This window comes from Lysinibacillus sp. FSL K6-0102, from assembly GCF_038003545.1.
Taxonomy (GTDB): Bacteria; Bacillota; Bacilli; order Bacillales_A; family Planococcaceae; genus Lysinibacillus; species Lysinibacillus capsici.
In genome coordinates, this window is the sequence record NZ_JBBOPH010000001.1 from 3,304,285 (window position 1) to 3,323,530 (window position 19,246).

The window sequence follows — 19,246 nt, forward strand, 5'->3', positions numbered from 1 at the left end:
AGGCTCACTTCTTTTGAGCGACTTGCTCACTTTTTGGAGCAGGACAATGTATGAACTATATTCTCCAGAGCTAAAAACACTCATGTCCCTATAAAAAAACATACTACACGTAGTAGCTCAACTACGACGGTAGTATGTTATTTAATCAACATTCGTTAAAAATACTTTTCCTTTTTTAGTTCCCTCAACAGCATCGATTGCCTTATGGATATCCAATAATGGAAAACGAGCATGTACATTCATCATTTTTAAGGAGCCATCCTGTACAAGGTGTATAAGTTGTTGCATCGTTTGTTGCCATTTTTCAATTGACGTCTGACGTTGCCAATGGCGTAAATGAAACATCCTCGCTTGTACCTTTGCTTCCTTCACAATGTTTGTCCAATTTACCTGAATACCCGATAAAAGACCAATAGCTAAAAAAATACCCTCGGGCTTTACGCAGAAGGCAAGCTGATTGCCAGCCTCTCCACCAATCGAATCAATTGCTGCATCTGCTCCCCTACCATTTGTTAATGCCATAACGGTTTCGTAAAGTGGCATATTAGAGGTATCAATGACAAAAGCTGCACCAAGTTGCAGTAATTCTTCAGTATGCTGATTACTTCGTGTCACAGCAATAAGTTGATAGCCTAGCAATTTCGCAAGTTGAGCATAGAGATGTCCAATGGCAGAGCCACAAGCATTTACTAATAAGACATCGTTTGATTGTAAATTAAGTACCTCTGAGCATGTTACGAAGGCTGTAATTGGATTAATATACATTTGTGCTGCTGTAAAATCATTCATCGTGTCAGGAATAGTCACTGCAAAATCTGCTTGCGTTTTCACTACTTCCTGCCAAGTTCCCTCTCCCCGTAACGGTAATACGCGCTGACCAATAATCTTTGGTGAAACAAGCGGTCCAACAGCTTCTATTATTCCTACTCCCTCATAGCCAGGGATAGTTGGTAAAGTGATTCTATGAGCATATTTCCCCCATATTGGTATTAAATCTGAGGGATTAATCGGTCTGGCTAGCATGCGAACAAGAATTTCTTGACCTTGAGGAGGCTCGATTGTTTTATTCTCTAGCCTTACAACCTCTTGCGGATTTCCAAATTCATAAATTTTTAGGCATTTTGCTTTCAACGATTCTAGCTCCTTTATTCATTCTGTATAGAACAACATCATACGTTCCTTAAATCCAAGCTTCTGATAGAAAGGTTGTTTACCTTTGGCACAAAATAATTGAACCCATTTTATATTTTCTTTCTGACATTGCTCTAAAAGAGCATCCATCACCATTGTGCCAACTCCTTTTCGTTGATAATCAGGATGCACCATCACATCACAGATAAATGTTTGATAGATACCATCAGAGATAATACGTCCATAGCCAATTAGATTGCCTTCATCATATATAGATGTACTGAACCAGCTATTACAAATAGCCTTGTATAATTGTTCATACGTATACTGCCCTTTTGCATTCCAGCCAGTTGTTTGGTGCAATGCTTTATACGAGTCTATCGTCGGATTTGTTTCTTTGATTATATACATATAACACCCTCCTTATTTTGAATAAATATACAAAATAACATATATTTAATCAACAATAAGTTTATGATGTTAGAGTTGCAGAAGCTTTAATTGCCCTTCTTCATCCATATTTAATTGTAAAGCTTCGTCTATTTCAATACTAATCGGGCTGATAACTGCTTTCTTATCAGAAAAATACCACAGACGTCCACTCGGTCCTAATAGGATATTGGCTCCGTCTTCATAGTTTCCTAGAAAATTAAGGCCATCCAGTTGAATTTCCTTGTTTGCTATAGGGTTTATAGCATACTTCTTTAATTTTTCAGCAATTGTTTGAATGTCATCTGACGTTAAATTGATTTCTCCAATATGTAACACTTGCTCTACAGAAAAATTAACTTCAGCATGTTTCGGATTTATTTCCTGTCTTGCAATAAGCTCTACTATATTGCCTTCTGGATCGTAGAAATAGCATGCATATGCTTTTAAAAACTCAAAATAGACTTCATCCTGCCCCTCTGAATCCAGCAAGCCTACATGCTCTTCTGCCCAAATCTTTGCCTGTTGAAATAAGTTACTAGGAATATTTAATGCAAAATGATACTGCTTTGGCATTTTAGAAGGCATCTTTTCAAATGTCATCCTGCTTTCTCCCACGGCTATTGTAAAATAGTCAGCTGTTCTTTCTAACAAAGTAAAACCTAACAAATCAACATAAAATTGCTCCATTTTTTGCATATCATGAACATATAATTTTACCTTCGTAATCTTCATCTTTAAGCACCCCTTTACACTCCCTACTATACAAGTAGCTGATTAGAATGGCTTCATGCAAAAGAATGAAGTTTACTTTCGTATAGTTAGAGAAGCTCTCGATCTCCCCTGCTATTTGGCTGCGATATTACGAGGAATTCTACATCTTCTTGTGAATCGTTTCGCATTTGATGTGGTAAATTTGGAGGTACTTCAATTCCCTCATGTTGCTTTAACTCAATTCTTTGGTCATTCAGTTCTATTGTAGCTGTGCCTGAAAGAACAAAGAAAAACTGCTGTGCATGATGGTGATAATGATTTACCTCAGCTGTTTGAGCAGGCATCCGCTCATGTATCACACTAAGCTCCCTATTTTGTACAAGATGCCAGCCATCACACTGTGCTCCCCATTGATAATGTTGTGCTAATGCTTTGTTAATTTTCATCCTTACACTTCCTTCCCTGCTTTAGAGGAGGGATATCCATCATTCTTGTTAACTTCCCTCATCCAATAAATTCAGCTAAGCTAATTTTCCTTTTTTGAAAATCTGCACGGATAGCCTGTAACTCAGCTTCTAACTTTAAGGCACCTGCTTCAACTCCCCTATAAATTACTAGCGGGGGCTGTTCTAAAGCCTTTCTCGCTTGTGAATAATCATAAGATAATAATTTTTTTAGCAACAATAATGTCTTTAGTTTATATTTTCCTTCCCCAGTAATAGTTAGTTCATAGTACGCTACAGAACTTTCTTCAGGCAACATTTCTTCTAAACTAGGTGGAATCAGTACACTTTCAAGGAACAAAATTAAATTGTCATAAGCCATTGAAAAATGCCAATTGCCTGTCCCATGGGGAGCGGTAAAAACAGCCGTATCACCTCTTGATAGATCCAGACAATAGGGATCGCCTTCATCTGTGGCAATGACTAAATAATCATGTGGCCAATCCTCAATCATCTCATCTGTCACTGGATTATAATTATAGCCCTCCTGCCCACGTATTAAATCTCTTGCGCCATAGATATTTAGATTAATATAATCACCTGTAGCCCATGTAACCCTTTCAACAACATAATGTCTCAAAAAATAAACATACTCTGCTGGCAATGACCACCCACCATCCACAAATTGGCTAATATCCTCTTCTGATTGATGATAAAAAACCATGGGATAGGCTGACTCCCGCTCCTGAAGCTCATCAATAAAATCACGCATTTGCTGTAATACTGCATCGAGTTTCTTTTCTAAATCTTTCAATGGAATTCTCTCCTTTTGATGACCAAGTGTCTTTCTTGCATTTTAACATACCCCATCATTAACCAAATAAGGGGAACATGTTATAATCATTAAAATAGACTGGTAGTATGCATAACGTGAACAAAAATAACGGATGGGAGCGATCTGTCATGCAACATACGAATGAACAGATAATACAGCAAGCCAACACGGAATTTTTGAAAGCACTTCGCTATTTAGATTATGGCAAGGTAAAACAAGGGGAAGCATGTCTCAAACAAGCCACCCATTTGGCAAATCTGCTGAATGACCATATCACATTTATTCGTGCTGCCATTTGTTATGGAGAGTTGCTATGGCACGCTGAAAAATATGATGCCTCCGATCATTGGTTACAGCTGGCACTTGATCGATTGACCGCAGGACAGCAAGATATAAATGACTTACTAGATGTGGATGTGCAACGAGCTCGATCCTTACTAAATCACCAACGACATCCATTATAAGGAGCAAGCAATCATGAAATTACTTATTAGACGTCCAGAACAGTCGGACATCCAGGCGTTACACGAATTCTTTGATCTTGTCATTCGGGATACTTATAAAAAAGAAGGAATTGCCGAGCTAGTGGACGATCAACAGGATGAATGGGAAACGAAAAAACAGTATGTAGCAATGGACTTAGAAAGCCAGGGCAAAAAAAGATTTTTCTGGTTAGCTTTAAATGATGAAACCAATGACATAATAGGCACTATCGAATGCGGTGCAGCCAACGAAATCATTCAACAAACGATCAAAGAGGAACTATTCAATTGTCTAGAAATCGGTACCGTTTTTGTTCATCCTAACTATCAAAATCGTGGGATCGGCACCATGCTACTACAGAAAATGCTCCTAACGTTAGAAAATCGAAGGGTTCCTAGTTTTTGTTTAGATAGTGGATATAAACAAGCGCAAATGATCTGGCAGAAGAAATTTGGACAGCCTGATTTTGTCCTTGAAAACTATTGGGGAGCAAATAGTCACCATATGATATGGAAACGAACACTACCATTTCGAATATAGAAGTAAAAAATGCTCTATCAGATTACACAAGAACCTCAATGTAAAAAACAAATCTTTAGTCAATAACATGCTTTATGCATACAATATAAAACACTTTCCCAAATGATTTACAGGGTGTTAATAGGAATTACACATAAGGTTCGTGGTTTAGGGTATGACAAATTACAATGAATACTCAGTATGATTTCCACTTAGCTTTCAAGTGTTACCATCTGGTGAAAATATCCTAATAACAATTTACGGGACTCTCGATATGTGGGATAAGACTCTAAAAAAGACTTTAGATCAGTATGATGATTGGTAAGCAATAAAGAGATTATAAATGCTAATACTTATTATGTTTGGAGGGGAATGAAATGTTAAAATTCATTGATGATTTAGCTGGTGCGGTTTTCGATGTTTTTATGTTGTTTTGTTATTTCTTTGCAGGCGTAATAATTGTAGGAGTCCCCATTTTTTTATTAGCCAAGTTTTTCCTATTGTTTCACTAAACTTCAAACAGGTTGGTCGCACTATAAAAGGAATCACTATAAATAGTGATTCCTTTTATGACGAATACACTCAATATTAGGCTAAATATTTTGCTGCTAGTTCTCAGGTACTTATGGGCGAGACAATGCTATTATTTAATAAATTTATCATAGAACCGTTTGAGCATCGTTGCCATTTGTTGTCTTGTGAGTGTATCTGTAGGATTCATACACTTGCCATCGCCTCGTATAACTCCCTCTTCGATGGCCCACTCCCAATCTTCTTTATGTGCTGGTGATACCATAACATTTGATTTTATCCCAACTAATAACTCTTTCATTTCAGTAAGTTCCTGTTTTAGTTGTTTATTTTCTTTCTTTAATTCTTCATACTGAGACAATGATATTTCCTTCTTCTTATCAGTATCTGTGAACCAGGATAAAGACTTAGATCCATTTAATTGGTTTAAATCTACAGTTCCTTTAATACCTGCTACAATCCCTTTGTCTGTGTACTGCCATAAGTCACAGGCAAAGTTTGGCTTTAGTCCAGGTGAGCTAGAGCCACTATAGCGAGGAATCCATAGGAAATCATAATTTTTAACGGTATCCATCAGATAAGGTTTGTAAAAATGATGGCCTGTATATAGCCCGACTTTTACAGCCTTACTTTTTAAATAATCAATAAACACCTGTGTGCCTTGTACGATATTTTGGACACTAGCACCAAAGCTTTCTTCGATATCTACAACATAAAATAGCGGATTATAGTTTTTTGCTCTGTTATAGAAGTCTTTTGCTTGTTCCAATGCCTCAGTACCATTTTTAAAGGTAACATAAATATAAACACCAAAAGGTACCTTGTACTTAATACATGCTTCTATATTTTGAACGTATTTACGGTCAATTGTGCTTGTACCATATTGTGTGCGGATGATAGCCAAATCAACATCTTTAACCGCTTCAGACCAATCAATATCTCCTTGATGATGTGAAATGTCTATGATATAACTCATACAATTTTCTCCTCCCTAAAAATAGCAAATAAATTATGAATAGCGACAAACCCATTGCTTCACGCATTATTTAGAATCATTCATTAAATAAAGTTATGTAGATTATTTTAGTCCTTATAGGTTCTTCATTTACCGATTTTTAGTGGTCAGATAATTAATAAGACAGAGCACATTTCACATAGTCGAATTCACTCTAAAAAAATAGCGGCTTTATATCAAATATTTACTTTGTAATTAAGTGCTAATTCATCCCCAGGTAACCCTCTTATTCCCCAATTATGTTTAGGCGTTTCAAAAATTGTAATTTCAACATCTTGAGGTGAAATATTTAATTTGTTATTTATGCGTTCAAATAGTAGCTTTACTAATTGTTTTTTAGCTTGAATCGTTCTACCTTCAAACATACTAATTTCTATTATTGTATATGATTCAGTTCTTTCACTTGCAAAATAAAAATCCTCTTTGTCCATAGGAAAAAAGCGCTGAAATTTCTTATCTAATGGATATTCAAGTGCGTCCACCATACAAGAATGGATAATATTCGATAATGTTTCCTTAATGGGATTTAACCTTCCCTTAACACCATAAATTTTAATTTGTCCCAACGACCTCTCACCTTTCTTGACTTACTAATCTAAACTCAACTACCAAATACTGTTCTATAACGATATTATAAAATTCTTCAACATGACCATCAAGCTAATTCTATGCTTGGTTTCATTTAAACAATCACCCAATTTATTCATGAAACAAATGTGAACTATTTAAACCAACAATTCCAAAATAATAACTCTACTTAACTGTGACCATAATTAACTGCAATACGTTGCAAGCTCAGGTAGAAACAGTTATCCAAATAGTACACATTCTGTTGTTCCAATCTGATAAAGAAATAGATATAAAATATATTATTGTTGATGACAAACTAACGTTTGAAGTTGTGGGTACCTATATACCTTAAAGCTCCAGGAAATGAAAGAGAGAGTGAGAGAAGCTCAGGACATACTGTTGCTTCGTTAGTTTCTACACCACTACATTTAAATAAATGAAAAGGAAGAACCTTAAATTACTAAAAATTAACTACTCAATTTTAAATGAGCACCTCATCTTTACTATTCAATTTCAAAAATGACCCAAACTTTATATCTACCTTCAATACTATTTTCTGTATAAACTCTACACTCTTTTATAGAAGCTAATCTAAAAGCGCGAATAGGCTATTTTGTAATCTGGTGTATCATATCCGTTATAAATTCTTCCATATATTTCATTTGCAATTGAATCTGCCCAGGTGTCAGCTTCATATAGAGTATCGAAAAGTATTTCTTCTCTGTTCCATTTAATAGTCATGTCATAAACTCCTACATAATAGAAATAATCTAGATGAATGTATTGTTAGGGATTTTGAATTCCATATTTCAAAGCAAGTAGCTACGGAGCGTTTCGTAAAATCTTTAAATTGCACTTTGCAAACAATTTTATTTTTCTGAAAATTTAAGGGATTGCAATTACTAAGGGATATTAATATAAAATTATATGAAAGTACTATAAAATTATTTCTAATATTGAGAAAAGGTGGAAGTAATATGATTTCAATATACAAATCATTCATATTAGCGGTGGTAATAGGGTTATACGTATATATAGCCAGTAAAAGTGAAAATAGCGTACTTCTAAATTTTGTCATACTTTATATGATAATTTCAATAGTTTATTTATTATTTAGAAAAATTGAAAAAGAAAAAAGTAAGGAAAAATAACTTAATTAAAAGTAGGAGATTCGAGACCTTTGAAAAGATTCACTGTAAACTATCTGAAAAAAAAGCAGAGGATAGTAGCCAAAACAAAAAATGCCCAAGTACTCAATTAAAAACAAGTAACTGGGCATTATTATGACTAATTACTATGTTGTGTATGTATTATACCATTTTGAAGAGTTAAATAATGGTTTTTTTGGAATCAAAGGAAGCACCAAATTTTATTCCGAAGTTCCTCATTCTTTAAATGCATTTATCATATTACCGATTACCATTTTCATAAGCTCGCAGAAATGCTCATTATATTTTTCTTTATCTCTTAGTAGGCTCTGAACACTGTGACATGAAGGTGGAAGAAAACATCGAAGCCCCCCAACAGAGTGGTCTTAATTGGCAGGTTTCTAAACATCATTTCCATGAATAATTCAAGATTTTTATCAAATTCTTTTATTAATTTATGACCTCTTTAAAGCCTATTCGATGTATGATAAGACGATAGCCAGAGTATCCTTCTTCGTCTAGAAACTCCTCAAATTCTCCATAGACAATTATAGGTGTATTGTTTTTATAAGCGTTCTGCATGTTTCTGATAATTTTTTCTTTCACGTCAGGGTTAGCGCTCTGAAAGTGACAATTTATAAGCTCAGAGTATTTACTTAGATAAAAAGATAGAGTGCCATCACTATGTTTTTCGAGTCCATCTGGAGGATTACCGGCTGTCCACAATAAAGTTTTACGCATTGCATAATAAGCTTTCTCCATTCCTAGTTCTGTAAGCATGACATTTATATATGTATCTTGCTCCTCAAAAGTAGAGTCCAGCTCTAACGTATCAAGACGTATTTCTCCTACGTTGTCATAATTTTCAAAACTAGAATCTTCTCCGTCTAAAATGTCCGACTCTTTAAGTTCTACTACAGTTGATTGATTTTCTCCGATAGCAGTATGCTCAGGTGGTGGAATCATATAAACTGAGCCGCCCCGTTCCTCTATTCTTTCTTTCGCTGCCTCCAGGCTGTCCTCACTGAACATAGACTCTACTAGTTCTTGCGTATGAATTTCCTTTTCAACTTCGCCCATAGACTCTTCTTCTGTCTCTGAACTACACCCTGCAATAATTACAAATAAAAGTGCGACAATTGTTATAATAACGCTTTGTATTTTCATATTACATACTCCTCCCTCTAGTTCAATTTTGTTCGAACTCTTTTAATAATACCTCAAATAAAGTTTATTTGGATAACTATTTCCATTTATTATAAAAGCCAATTCTCCAAATTAGGTCTATTTATATTTTTTGGAAGACTATCACTTATATTTAATCAATTATTAAAAGTTACTGAACGTTTTTTATATGAGGTTTCTTTTATATGAAATGCATGATTAGTCTTCATATTAGACCGCTCCCCAGCCTTGCTTTAGGTTTGATGGGGGAAAATTTAAGACCACCCATTTTGGAGTGGTCTTTTATGGTGTATTTAATTAAAGCATTCCGTTAGTTGAATAAGTAAATCTGTCTTGCGTAGGAATCCCAATCTTTATTATCAGTATTTATTTCAATTGTAGGTATGATTGAATTTTCAGCTTGACTCCTATACTCTTGTTGTTGGTCTAATAATAATTCACACGCTAATTTCTTTTCTTGCATGGTTTTCCCTTCCCATTCATTGGGATTTCTACTACTTATTCTTTCCTCTAAATTCTCTGGTGATACAGTTAACAAAGTACATCTTGCTCCCATTCCAAGTAACTGGGCTTCTAATTCCTTAATTTCATCTGATATTGAATGAGAAAATGCTACTCGATGATTTAAATGAAACCTTTCCAAAATAAAGAATAAGCCTTTTGAACGTTGAGTTTGTCCAATTTCTCTTGACCAATTATTTAACATTTTCAACATCGTGACTCTTTCTCTTAAGACTTGTAAGTGTTCCTCTCGACTTAACGACTTTAATTCACCATTTACTTTGTGTAATACTTGCGAATAATGCTCACTGAGAACTATGACACTACGTTCGGCATCATCACTTGCGTGAAGTTGTTTCAACGCTTTTAAGACTGATGTTTTTCCAGCATTCGAATAGCCTTCTAAGATTATCCCTCTAAAATCACTCATTTTCTCCCCCTAATTAATGTAATCTCTATCTAAATAAGGACTGTAGAATTATTTACGGTTGTTAAACTAACCTGCTCCGTTTGCCATCCATGTAACACAAAATCAATACAACGCCATAGAAAATGTAAGATTTTCACGTTCTTTCATTGGAGTTTAACAACACTTCTTTCTTTATGTATGACTCTCTGAAAAACAAAAATAACGGTAATGCCAGCGATAAACCAACTGTAAACAAAGTTAATAGACATATCCACTTTTCTTTAACGTTATACTTTCTTGACTCATTAAACATAAAGATTATAAAAACAAAGCATGAAATAAAAAAGTCAACAGCGAAGAAGGTCGATATCGAGTTTGCAAATAATAAATCTACTAATAACCCTAAATCAAATCCGTTTTTGTTCAAGAATTGCACCAAAAAATAATACGGGAATACTGTGCCGATAATCGCAAATAACAAGTACACTTTTCTCATTTAAATTAAACTTCCCCTCTTTATATGATTTTCACAAATAATATACTTCTTAATTAAACTCTTTCAGTTTAATCATACCTCATAAAAAATAATTTAAATATAAATATAAATATTTCCATTTACCATTCCAACCAATTGTCTTTTAACTATTCCTAAATGGTTAAATGATGCTGCTGAAAATGAAAATATAAATTTCTCTCAATTACTTCAGTTCGTCATAAAAGAACGCTTAGGAATCATTAGAAAAGAACAATAAACAAAAAAAGACCAGGTACTCACTTTCAAATGAGCGCCTGGTCTTTATTTTGGTAACTGATTAAAAATTATTCAACTTTTATATTAAAGGCTTTATTATGTTCTATTTGTTAAATATCCTACTACATTGATTTTTATTATAAACTCAAAAGCTATTTGCCTCTGATATTAGGGTCTCTACAAATTCGTTAATTTGCTCCATTTTCACTTTTAAACATAGTGCAGGCCCAGTTTCTGATGCACTATGATTATTTCTCTCCCCAGCATCTAACACAAAAATTAGTCTATAATAAGGTTCCCATTCGTCTCTTTCATGTTCAGGTACTTGAAGAAAACCATGTCCAGGGTAATAATAAGAACCAAATAGTGGGATATGATAAATACATAAACCAGGATCATGGGCCTCTAACATACTTAGATGTTTAGTATCAATTTGTCTTAGATCTTCTAATAATTTAAAAAAGTCTCTTCTCATACAAACTATTTCAGAACTTATTTCAGGAAAACTATGACCTGATCGAAATAGAATATTAAATTTCACACTAGATTCATTAACTAAAACTAAATTTATTTCAACTTCACAATTAGGTTGATCACTATAATCTTTTAATAAAGCCATAATTTAAACCCCTTTACACTATTAGCAATAGTTATATTAACTAAATTACAACAATCCACAGTGACTATACCATGGATTGTTGTAATGTTATATATGAATTACCTTTATACTGGATCTCCCGTAGTGCTTTTTTTACTTTATATCTCCTTTGTACTGCCAATTGCTTTTTAACCATTTCAATTTCTTTTCTTTTTGATTATATACTGTATCGATAACATCAGTATTTTTATTAAGTAGGACTGTCGTTTAAAATATAGTAAGTTTTATCAAAAGGATTCTGAACATGATTATGTATGTAAAAAAAAATGGCGAACATTGTACGCCAAGTGTAATTAAATATAATACTAGAAAAATAAGCGAAAAGTTAAATATTAGTTTTAACTATCATTCCTTACGCCACACACATGCTACAACTTTAATCGAAAATGGTACATCTGTTAAAACAGTACAAAAAAGATTAGGACATAGTCGAGCTACTGTAACAGAAGATCGCTATGTCCACCTCACTGAGAAAATGGCTAGAGATGTTGCGAACATCTTTGACTCATTTGCTCAAGATATATAAGAAAAGAATTTCTAACTTATTTTTTTATGGTGGGGAATTGGTGGGGAACCCCACCAAATTGATATAAAATCAATTATTAAAAACCCCTATAAACCCTGTTATATCAATATTACTTCGAATCATCCATCTTCAGCACAGCCATGAATGCCTCTTGAGGGACTTCGACTGAGCCTACTTGTTTCATACGTTTTTTACCTTCTTTTTGTTTATCAAGAAGTTTTCGTTTACGGGAAATATCTCCACCATAACATTTCGCTAATACGTTTTTACGGATGGCTTTAATTGTTGAACGCGCCACGATTTTTTGTCCAACTGCTGCTTGAATTGGTACTTCAAATTGTTGGCGTGGGATTAATTCTTTTAATTTTTCTACGATGATTTTACCTCGATCGTAGGCAAAGTCACGGTGTACGATAAAGCTTAGGGCATCGACTTGCTCACCATTTAATAAAATATCCATTTTCACTAATTTCGATGGCTGGTAACCAATAAGTTCATAGTCAAATGATGCATAGCCCTTTGTATTTGATTTTAAATAGTCAAAGAAATCATAGACAATTTCTGATAATGGCATTTCATAAATAATACTTACACGCGATGTATCAATATAATCCATCGTCATGAAATTACCACGCTTCATTTGACAAAGTTCCATAACCGCTCCCACATAATCATTTGGTACCATGATTGTTGCTTTCACATATGGTTCCTCGACACGATCGATTTTTTGCGGGTCTGGCATAAAGGAAGGGTTATCGACTTTCAGCTCAGTACCATCTGTCATATGAACATTGTAAATTACGGAAGGTGCTGTTGTAATTAAGTCGATATTAAATTCACGCTCAATACGCTCCTGAATAATTTCCATATGTAGTAATCCTAAGAATCCACAGCGGAAACCAAAACCAAGTGCTTGCGATGTCTCTGGCTCATATTGTAGAGCAGAATCATTTAACTCTAGCTTTTCTAACGCTTCACGTAAATCGTTGTATTTGGCTGTATCAATTGGATACAAACCACAGTAGACCATTGGGTTCAAACGGCGATAACCAGCTAATGGCTCAGCTGCAGGACGATTTGCATAGGTTACAGTATCCCCTACACGTGTGTCCCCTACATTTTTGATAGATGCGGTTAAATAACCTACATCACCCACTGTTAACTCAGCCTGTGGCACAACTTTTGGTGTATGTACCCCAACTTCAATAACTTCGAATTCCGCACCTGTTGCCATCATACGAATTTTATCGCCAGGCTTGACAGTACCATTGATGACACGAATCGAAATGATAACACCTTTATAAGCATCATAAACAGAGTCAAAAATTAAAGCTTGTAGTGGTGCATCTGGATCACCAGTTGGCGCTGGTACCTTCTCTACGATTTGCTCTAAAATATCCTCGATACCAATACCTGCTTTCGCAGACGCTAATACTGCTTCAGATGCATCTAATCCAATAACGTCTTCTACTTCTTGACGTACACGTTCAGGGTCAGCTGCAGGTAAATCAATTTTATTGATTACAGGTAAAATTTCTAAATCATTGTCAAGTGCTAAGTAAACATTTGCTAGTGTTTGTGCTTCAATACCTTGTGCTGCGTCCACAACTAATATGGCACCCTCACAAGCAGCTAAACTACGTGATACTTCATATGTGAAATCGACGTGTCCTGGTGTGTCGATTAAATGAAATGTATACACTTCGCCGTCTTTTGCTTCGTACTTTAATTGAACTGCATTTAACTTAATTGTAATGCCTCGCTCACGCTCTAAATCCATTGAGTCGAGGAGCTGTGCCTTCATCTCACGGGAAGTTAAAGATTTTGTTTGCTCTAAAATACGGTCAGCAAGCGTTGATTTCCCATGGTCAATATGTGCAATAATAGAGAAATTTCGTATATTCTCTTGTCGTTTTAAACGTGCTTCTCGGTTCATCTTTTCCACTCCTAATTAAACTATAATGAATTATACTATGAACATAACGCAAAGTACAACAGCAACTAGACTTGAAAGCCTATAATATCAATACTTTCAGTGTTTCATGTCGTTTTTAAATTTTACAGTATTAAGTATATAAATGCAGACAAATCAGCTATAGTAGTACTCGATGTGTAGCAGTTGAAATGAAAATGCGTCTACTCGACATGAGGAGAGATTCTCGCCTGATCAACCAAGAAAAGCACGCTATCTCCAAAAGATATCATCATCCATATTGCTAAAAAGCGTGAACACAATCCCATTTTTATAAACCTAAACTATGATTAGTAAAAGAAAGAATGGACATCGCACCATCTTCCACATAATGGAACAGATCAAATATCAAGCTTACCATACAGGAACAACTAATAGAGGTAGAGCAAATGCTCCCTTTCTAAGATATAGAAAAAGTCAGCTACGCAGATAAAACTGTGTATACTGACCTTTTTTATTTTATTTGTTTAAGGATTGTTGAATGAGCTTTGTTAAAACTTCTATCCCTTTTTTCTCTAAATGTACACCGTCAGGGGCAAAGTATTCAGGGTGATTGATTGCTGCTGCATGCCAGTCAATTAGTGTTATTCGCTCATGTTCCTGTGCTTTTTGCAGTAAAGCTTCATTCACCTTTGCTTCCCAAGATCGCGGCACACGTGTATTCACTAAATAAATATCGGCATTTGAAAAAGCTTCAAGGAGTGCATCCATTTGGTCAGTCGTAAAATAACCATTTGTCCCCAATTGTAGAATGACTGCATGATTAGGTTGATTAAAACTTGCATAATTTGGTGCAAGTTTTACAGCTTGCGAAACTTGACGGCCTATTTTTCCATCGATTGTAATAGTCGGATACATATTATGTAAGCTCGGTGCAATATCAATCATTAGGGAGTCACCAATGGCTAGTATGCCACGATAAAACTCATCCTTTTCAGGCTCTATAATGGTGTTATTTTCTTCTTGCTTAGGTGTTTCTATCTTCTGAACATCCTCTACTCCCTCATCCTTACTTTGAGAAGGCTTGTCGGTAGAGGCTTCAGCTTGTTTGTCCTGCTTGTTCAGATTGGCTGTAGGATCTTCGCCATTAATTTTTATCGTTGTTGGCAGCGTTTTAGATGGGTTTTGCTGACTTTCACCCACTACACCTGTCATGCCTGTGAAAAATACAAGCAGAAAAAGAGGAACCATAACCGTTGATATTTTTCGTGGAAAAGTAAGGCTTCCCCACTTGTTTTTATTACAAATCAGATATTTTTGACAATAGACTCGGAACCCTTCTTTCCGGATGGGCATCTCAAAGAAGCGATAGGATAGCTCTGCAATCATCAGGATTAGTAAAAGCTGCAGGAATATTCGCCAATAGGAAGGATTACCAATTTCATGAATGGGTGTCCCTAAAACCATGACAGGATAATGCCATAGATAAATGCCGTAGGAACGAGAGCCTATCCAACTTAATGGCTTCCATGCTAATATTTTTCCTAGTATGCTGACTGGATGAGAAATACATGCAATCAAAACAGCAGCATTCAAGCAAAATAAAAACATGCCTCCTCTATAAAGAAAGGATTGATATTCATCCACATACACTATGCTTACTAAAAAAATAGTAAGTGCAATGAAACTCATCGTATTTAGTTTCTTCACATGGTTCGCTGATAATTTTTGAGAAGATAATCTTTTCATTGGCCAAACGAGTGCTAGCCAACAGCCTATTAATAATTCAAAACAACGTGTGTCCGTTCCATAATAAACACGACTAGGATCAGCGCCTGGCTGATAGAGTAACGCCATTACGAATGCTGAACAAAGGGCACCACAAAAGATGATATTTGCTAGTTTATTTTGTTTTTTAACAACAAAAAGTCCAATCATTAAGAGCAATGGCCAAATCAAGTAAAATTGTTCTTCAATAGCTAATGACCATAGGTTTTTTAAAGGTGATGGAGAACCGAAACTATCAAAATAAGAGAGTTTATGAAAAATGAACCACCAATTACTTGAATAAAAAATGGAGGACAATGCATCCCCGCGCAAAGTATGGAGAAGCTCTTTATGAAAGAGCATTGCCCAAACAAATGATGTAACAATCATAACGTAGGCAGCTGGTAGTAGCCTTCTAAATCGTCCCACCCAAAATTTCTTTAGGCTGACTGTTAATTGATTGCCCTTTAAAGGTAAGATGGTAGAGGTGATTAAATAGCCCGATAATACAAAGAAGATATCTACTCCTAAAAAGCCACCTCTAGCCCAACTGAAGTTAAAATGATAAGCAATAACTGCTAATACAGCCAATGCTCGAATCCCGTCTAGTCCAGGAATATAACGATGATTTAATGACTTGCCTGACATACTATTCCTTCCTTCAATAATCTCTCAATTTCGTTTCGGTATAATGTGTTGGTTTTTTCTAGCTGTACAAAGTAGAAGTCAATCTAAAAGCGCTGTCACAATCTGTAATAACCGCACACGGCTTTGGTTAAATGATGTTAGTTACATCCAAATGCTACAAGGAGTATCGCTTTTTGAAGGTATTCCCTTCTGCATCAAGATAAAACCTGTTGTCACGTAATAAACCTTTTGGATTGATAACCATCCCCTCTCTATTATTTTTGCTTATTCACTTATATGTTTGACGATTGAAATACGATAAAAGTTTGAGAGAAAAATGAAACGTTATCATTTTTAGTCTTCTAAAAATTCATATGTATATTTGCTATAGAGGCATTCCCAAAAATGGTATATACTCCAAAAGTAAGTTTGCTTTATTTGCATATGCCTTCATTTAACGTTTTATCATGAAATTCGCGAGCCAACTTGAAAATTATAAGACAAGAATGAAGCAATGGAAAGACAATTAATGAGAATTATTTCTGGAAATTTTATTATCATACAATATTAAAAAAGTGAGCCCACAAGAGTCCCACTTTTTAATATGATTGGTCTATTTTGTTGAATCATTGACAAACGCTTTTGATATTGCCTTACCAATTACAGCAATTGTACGATTAACCTCTTCCTCAGTATTACCAATTCCACCAATCTCAATAATCATCATTTGCTTTGCTAAATCCTGATTGTATCGCCCATCAACCCCATCACCACTTTTAGAAATAACCCCTTTGGAAATTTTTGGAACGATGGCATTTAGTGTGGATGATAAACTTTCAGCATAGGCTGTATTCCAGCGGTAATTAGCATGTTCTGCCCCAACAACAATAGCGATTTTCGCATAATTTTCCCCATTATATGAGATCGTTGTAAGATCATGTTTTAATGAGTCACGATGTAAATCAACTATTAAATCATAATTATTTGTTTCTAAATGCTTACTTAAATATGGCCTCATCACATTATAAGATTCATGATAGCCTTTACCTTCTTCTTGTAATTTCTTCATAATATCTACATCAAGAACATCCGTCTTTAAACCATTTACATTAAAATGATTCACAATCTTATCCTTCAGGCTCATAATATTGACCGTTTCATGAGAAGTCGCTACCTTACCACTCACTGCTTTCACCATAGGTTCATATGCTTCATGCGTATGGGTAAATAACACTAACACTTTAAATGGGTCCGGGTCTAGGGCTTGATCTGGTTCAGGTTCTTTCGTTTGTTCCAGTACACTTTGTTCAGCTAAATTGGTAGCAGCAAACACGACTTGCTTATCTTCTGATTGTTTGATCGGAGTCGATGCTTGCTTGTTGAACGGAAGTTGCCCAGCAATGACAGGTAATACGAAAAAGAACAATAATATACCAAATGACCATTGTAGTTTTTTTAGCAAAGTCACACCCTCCTCCCCATATCGTATGGAGGGGGGATGTTAATTAGAACGAAAATAAATTTCTTGTTTTACGCATAAATAAGCGTGTTTTAGAAGGACTACTCTAAGCGTTGTTTCTTCATTATTTTATAAATCACTTGCCCAATTCATTAGCATAGAAGCCACTAATTTTGCATAGCGATCAATCCAATAGTCTGCTTCTTTTGGTGTAACCATCAGTTGTGTGTGGGAGCCAGCGAAGGTTTCCTCAAACAGCTGCTGCCGCTCCTCTTTCGTCCATGTCGCCCATTCTCCAAATATAGGTTGTACTAATGTCATATCCAGTTCCTTGTTGATATCTGGTTGCCATGAGGATAATGAAAGCTTCGATGACGGTTTACTGCGTTCAGCCACACGAGCAGCTATCGAACGGAGCATAGTTTCTACCGCATCCGCAATTAATACAGGTGCATCTACTACAGTAGGGATCCCTATTGCTGTTACGGGAATGCCAAGCATCTCATAGGAAATCTCTTGCCGTTGATTGCCTACTCCTGAACCTGGATGTATGCCTGTATCTGTTAATTGAATTGTTTTACAGAGTCGATTACTCGCTCTTGTAGCAAGTGCATCTACTACAATGATTAATTTCGGTTGCAGACGTTCAGCAATAGCAGCCACAAACTCACCTGTTTCGTAGCCTGTTTGTCCTGTTACACCAGGAGCATACATGACAAATTTTTCATCAATGACATCTAAACTATGCAAATGGTCAATTAAATAGGGACCTATTGCATCGGGTGTAATAGTGCGATTTCCTAAACCGACTATTAAAATTTTATCGTCTTCTTGCCAAGAAAGTGCGTCATGCATTTTTTTGAAATTTACAAGCAATTCTTGTTCAAGTTGTGCAAAGCCTTCTTGATCTTCTAATGTTAGTGTCGGGACAGAAAGGGTAATATATTGCCCTTCTTTTTTACCAATTTGCTTTTCCCCTTCAGCATCTACAAGAACATCTGTAATTTTTACTCTACCAGCATTCCGATCTTCAATTTGAATGCCACTTGATTGTTCAAGCTTTTCTTTTTGCTCTTTGGTCTGATGGACAACTACCTCTTCTGATTCATCGATTAAATCTGTTCGTTGCCAATTAAAATTTTGCATACAGTTCACCTCAAGCTGTAGTTTGTTCAAACTGTCAAGTAAATATTCTTTGCATTTATCTATTGCAATTTGGCCAAGCGTTTGTTAAAATGATTTTTGTTGTATTGACACAAGAAATCAATGAGAAGATATCATCTCGTACCTAATTTAGGAGGTGAAATATATGCCAAACATTAAATCTGCGATTAAACGCGTAAAAGTTAACGAAAAAGCTAACATTGCTAATTCTCAAGCTAAATCTGCAATGCGTACTACAGTGAAAAAAGCTGAAAACGCTGTTGCTGCTAACGCTGAAAACAAACAAGAACTTTTACAAGCAGCTTTCAAATCTTTAGATAAAGCAGCTTCAAAAGGACTTATCCACAAAAACGCGGCGGCTCGTAAAAAGTCTCGCCTTGCTAAAAAAGCGTAATTGTTTAAAGGATCAGATACTCTATTAGGAGTAGCTGATCTTTTTAATTTTATAGAGAACATAAAAAGCTGCCCT

20 protein-coding genes and 2 pseudogenes are annotated in these 19,246 nt (G+C 35.3%); 6 read left to right on the forward strand and 16 right to left on the reverse strand.

Annotated features, from left to right (window positions below; all coding sequences use genetic code 11):
* Positions 1–141: 141 nt before the first annotated feature.
* The 5 genes from NYE73_RS16815 to NYE73_RS16835 all read right to left on the reverse strand — a co-directional run bounded on the left by NYE73_RS16815 (position 142) and on the right by NYE73_RS16835 (position 3,531).
* Entirely contained in the window at positions 142–1,131 is a 990-nt protein-coding gene (locus NYE73_RS16815; RefSeq protein ID WP_259948141.1) for a zinc-dependent alcohol dehydrogenase family protein, read from the reverse strand.
* Between the two features lie 18 nt (positions 1,132–1,149).
* A complete protein-coding gene (locus NYE73_RS16820) occupies positions 1,150–1,542 on the reverse strand; it encodes a GNAT family N-acetyltransferase (RefSeq protein ID WP_259948143.1) in 393 nt (130 codons plus the stop codon).
* A gap of 69 nt (positions 1,543–1,611) precedes the next feature.
* A complete protein-coding gene (locus NYE73_RS16825) occupies positions 1,612–2,295 on the reverse strand; it encodes a VOC family protein (protein WP_036076277.1) in 684 nt (227 codons plus the stop codon).
* Between the two features lie 86 nt (positions 2,296–2,381).
* The gene (locus NYE73_RS16830) at positions 2,382–2,720 is read right to left on the reverse strand and encodes a cupin domain-containing protein (protein ID WP_054550083.1); all 339 of its coding nucleotides are present in this window, start codon (positions 2,718–2,720) and stop codon (positions 2,382–2,384) included.
* A gap of 58 nt (positions 2,721–2,778) precedes the next feature.
* Positions 2,779–3,531: an SMI1/KNR4 family protein gene (locus NYE73_RS16835; protein WP_259948144.1), complete on the reverse strand. Its 753-nt coding sequence runs from the start codon at positions 3,529–3,531 to the stop codon at positions 2,779–2,781.
* 149 nt (positions 3,532–3,680) lie between these two features.
* Here NYE73_RS16835 and NYE73_RS16840 point away from each other — a divergent pair, with 149 nt between their 5' ends.
* From NYE73_RS16840 to NYE73_RS16850, 3 genes are all read left to right on the forward strand, one after another.
* On the forward strand, positions 3,681–4,016 hold the full coding sequence (locus NYE73_RS16840) for a hypothetical protein (protein ID WP_036076274.1): 336 nt from the start codon (positions 3,681–3,683) through the stop codon (positions 4,014–4,016).
* A gap of 13 nt (positions 4,017–4,029) precedes the next feature.
* Positions 4,030–4,575, forward strand: a complete 546-nt coding sequence (locus tag NYE73_RS16845; protein WP_048392163.1) for a GNAT family N-acetyltransferase — start codon at positions 4,030–4,032, stop codon at positions 4,573–4,575.
* Positions 4,576–4,931: 356 nt separating this feature from the next.
* Positions 4,932–5,066 carry a hypothetical protein gene (locus tag NYE73_RS16850; protein WP_004226973.1) on the forward strand — a complete coding sequence of 45 codons (135 nt, stop codon included), beginning with the start codon at positions 4,932–4,934 and terminating at the stop codon, positions 5,064–5,066.
* Positions 5,067–5,197: 131 nt separating this feature from the next.
* Here NYE73_RS16850 and NYE73_RS16855 read toward each other — a convergent pair whose 3' ends face one another.
* From NYE73_RS16855 to NYE73_RS16880, 6 genes and pseudogenes are all read right to left on the reverse strand, one after another.
* The gene (locus NYE73_RS16855; RefSeq protein ID WP_259948147.1) at positions 5,198–6,061 is read right to left on the reverse strand and encodes a GH25 family lysozyme; all 864 of its coding nucleotides are present in this window, start codon (positions 6,059–6,061) and stop codon (positions 5,198–5,200) included.
* A gap of 215 nt (positions 6,062–6,276) precedes the next feature.
* Entirely contained in the window at positions 6,277–6,666 is a 390-nt protein-coding gene (locus tag NYE73_RS16860) for a tautomerase family protein (protein ID WP_259948149.1), read from the reverse strand.
* 507 nt (positions 6,667–7,173) lie between these two features.
* Positions 7,174–7,411 (reverse strand): annotated as a pseudogene (locus NYE73_RS16865) (hypothetical protein).
* 857 nt (positions 7,412–8,268) lie between these two features.
* Positions 8,269–8,985, reverse strand: coding sequence for a hypothetical protein (locus tag NYE73_RS16870; RefSeq protein WP_048392161.1), 717 nt, complete (start codon positions 8,983–8,985; stop codon positions 8,269–8,271).
* 328 nt (positions 8,986–9,313) lie between these two features.
* Positions 9,314–9,934 carry an AAA family ATPase gene (locus NYE73_RS16875; RefSeq protein WP_036076269.1) on the reverse strand — a complete coding sequence of 207 codons (621 nt, stop codon included), beginning with the start codon at positions 9,932–9,934 and terminating at the stop codon, positions 9,314–9,316.
* A gap of 133 nt (positions 9,935–10,067) precedes the next feature.
* Positions 10,068–10,409 carry a DUF2834 domain-containing protein gene (locus NYE73_RS16880; RefSeq protein WP_259948153.1) on the reverse strand — a complete coding sequence of 114 codons (342 nt, stop codon included), beginning with the start codon at positions 10,407–10,409 and terminating at the stop codon, positions 10,068–10,070.
* Positions 10,410–10,551: 142 nt separating this feature from the next.
* Here NYE73_RS16880 and NYE73_RS16885 point away from each other — a divergent pair.
* Positions 10,552–10,665, forward strand: a pseudogene (locus NYE73_RS16885) (type II toxin-antitoxin system HicB family antitoxin); the annotation flags it as partial.
* A 144-nt stretch (positions 10,666–10,809) separates the two neighbouring features.
* On the opposite strand, the gene NYE73_RS16890 reads toward NYE73_RS16885, so the two are convergent.
* Positions 10,810–11,283, reverse strand: coding sequence for a hypothetical protein (locus tag NYE73_RS16890; RefSeq protein WP_259948156.1), 474 nt, complete (start codon positions 11,281–11,283; stop codon positions 10,810–10,812).
* A gap of 283 nt (positions 11,284–11,566) precedes the next feature.
* Here NYE73_RS16890 and NYE73_RS16895 point away from each other — a divergent pair, with 283 nt between their 5' ends.
* On the forward strand, positions 11,567–11,848 hold the full coding sequence (locus NYE73_RS16895; protein ID WP_259948159.1) for a tyrosine-type recombinase/integrase: 282 nt from the start codon (positions 11,567–11,569) through the stop codon (positions 11,846–11,848).
* A 109-nt stretch (positions 11,849–11,957) separates the two neighbouring features.
* Here the strand turns inward: NYE73_RS16895 and lepA are convergent, their stop codons facing one another.
* From lepA to gpr, 4 genes are all read right to left on the reverse strand, one after another.
* Positions 11,958–13,784, reverse strand: coding sequence for a translation elongation factor 4 (gene lepA, locus NYE73_RS16900; RefSeq protein WP_004226914.1), 1,827 nt, complete (start codon positions 13,782–13,784; stop codon positions 11,958–11,960).
* Between the two features lie 495 nt (positions 13,785–14,279).
* Positions 14,280–16,175, reverse strand: coding sequence for an acyltransferase family protein (locus NYE73_RS16905; protein ID WP_259948160.1), 1,896 nt, complete (start codon positions 16,173–16,175; stop codon positions 14,280–14,282).
* Between the two features lie 592 nt (positions 16,176–16,767).
* Complete coding sequence (gene spoIIP / locus NYE73_RS16910; RefSeq protein WP_225340378.1) at positions 16,768–17,622, reverse strand: stage II sporulation protein P; 855 nt, start codon at positions 17,620–17,622, stop codon at positions 16,768–16,770.
* A 120-nt stretch (positions 17,623–17,742) separates the two neighbouring features.
* The gene (gene gpr, locus NYE73_RS16915; RefSeq protein ID WP_066036467.1) at positions 17,743–18,759 is read right to left on the reverse strand and encodes a GPR endopeptidase; all 1,017 of its coding nucleotides are present in this window, start codon (positions 18,757–18,759) and stop codon (positions 17,743–17,745) included.
* Positions 18,760–18,922: 163 nt separating this feature from the next.
* On the opposite strand from gpr, the gene rpsT reads away from it, so the two are divergent.
* Positions 18,923–19,171 carry a 30S ribosomal protein S20 gene (rpsT, locus tag NYE73_RS16920; RefSeq protein ID WP_004226906.1) on the forward strand — a complete coding sequence of 83 codons (249 nt, stop codon included), beginning with the start codon at positions 18,923–18,925 and terminating at the stop codon, positions 19,169–19,171.
* The last annotated feature ends 75 nt before the right edge of the window (positions 19,172–19,246 follow it).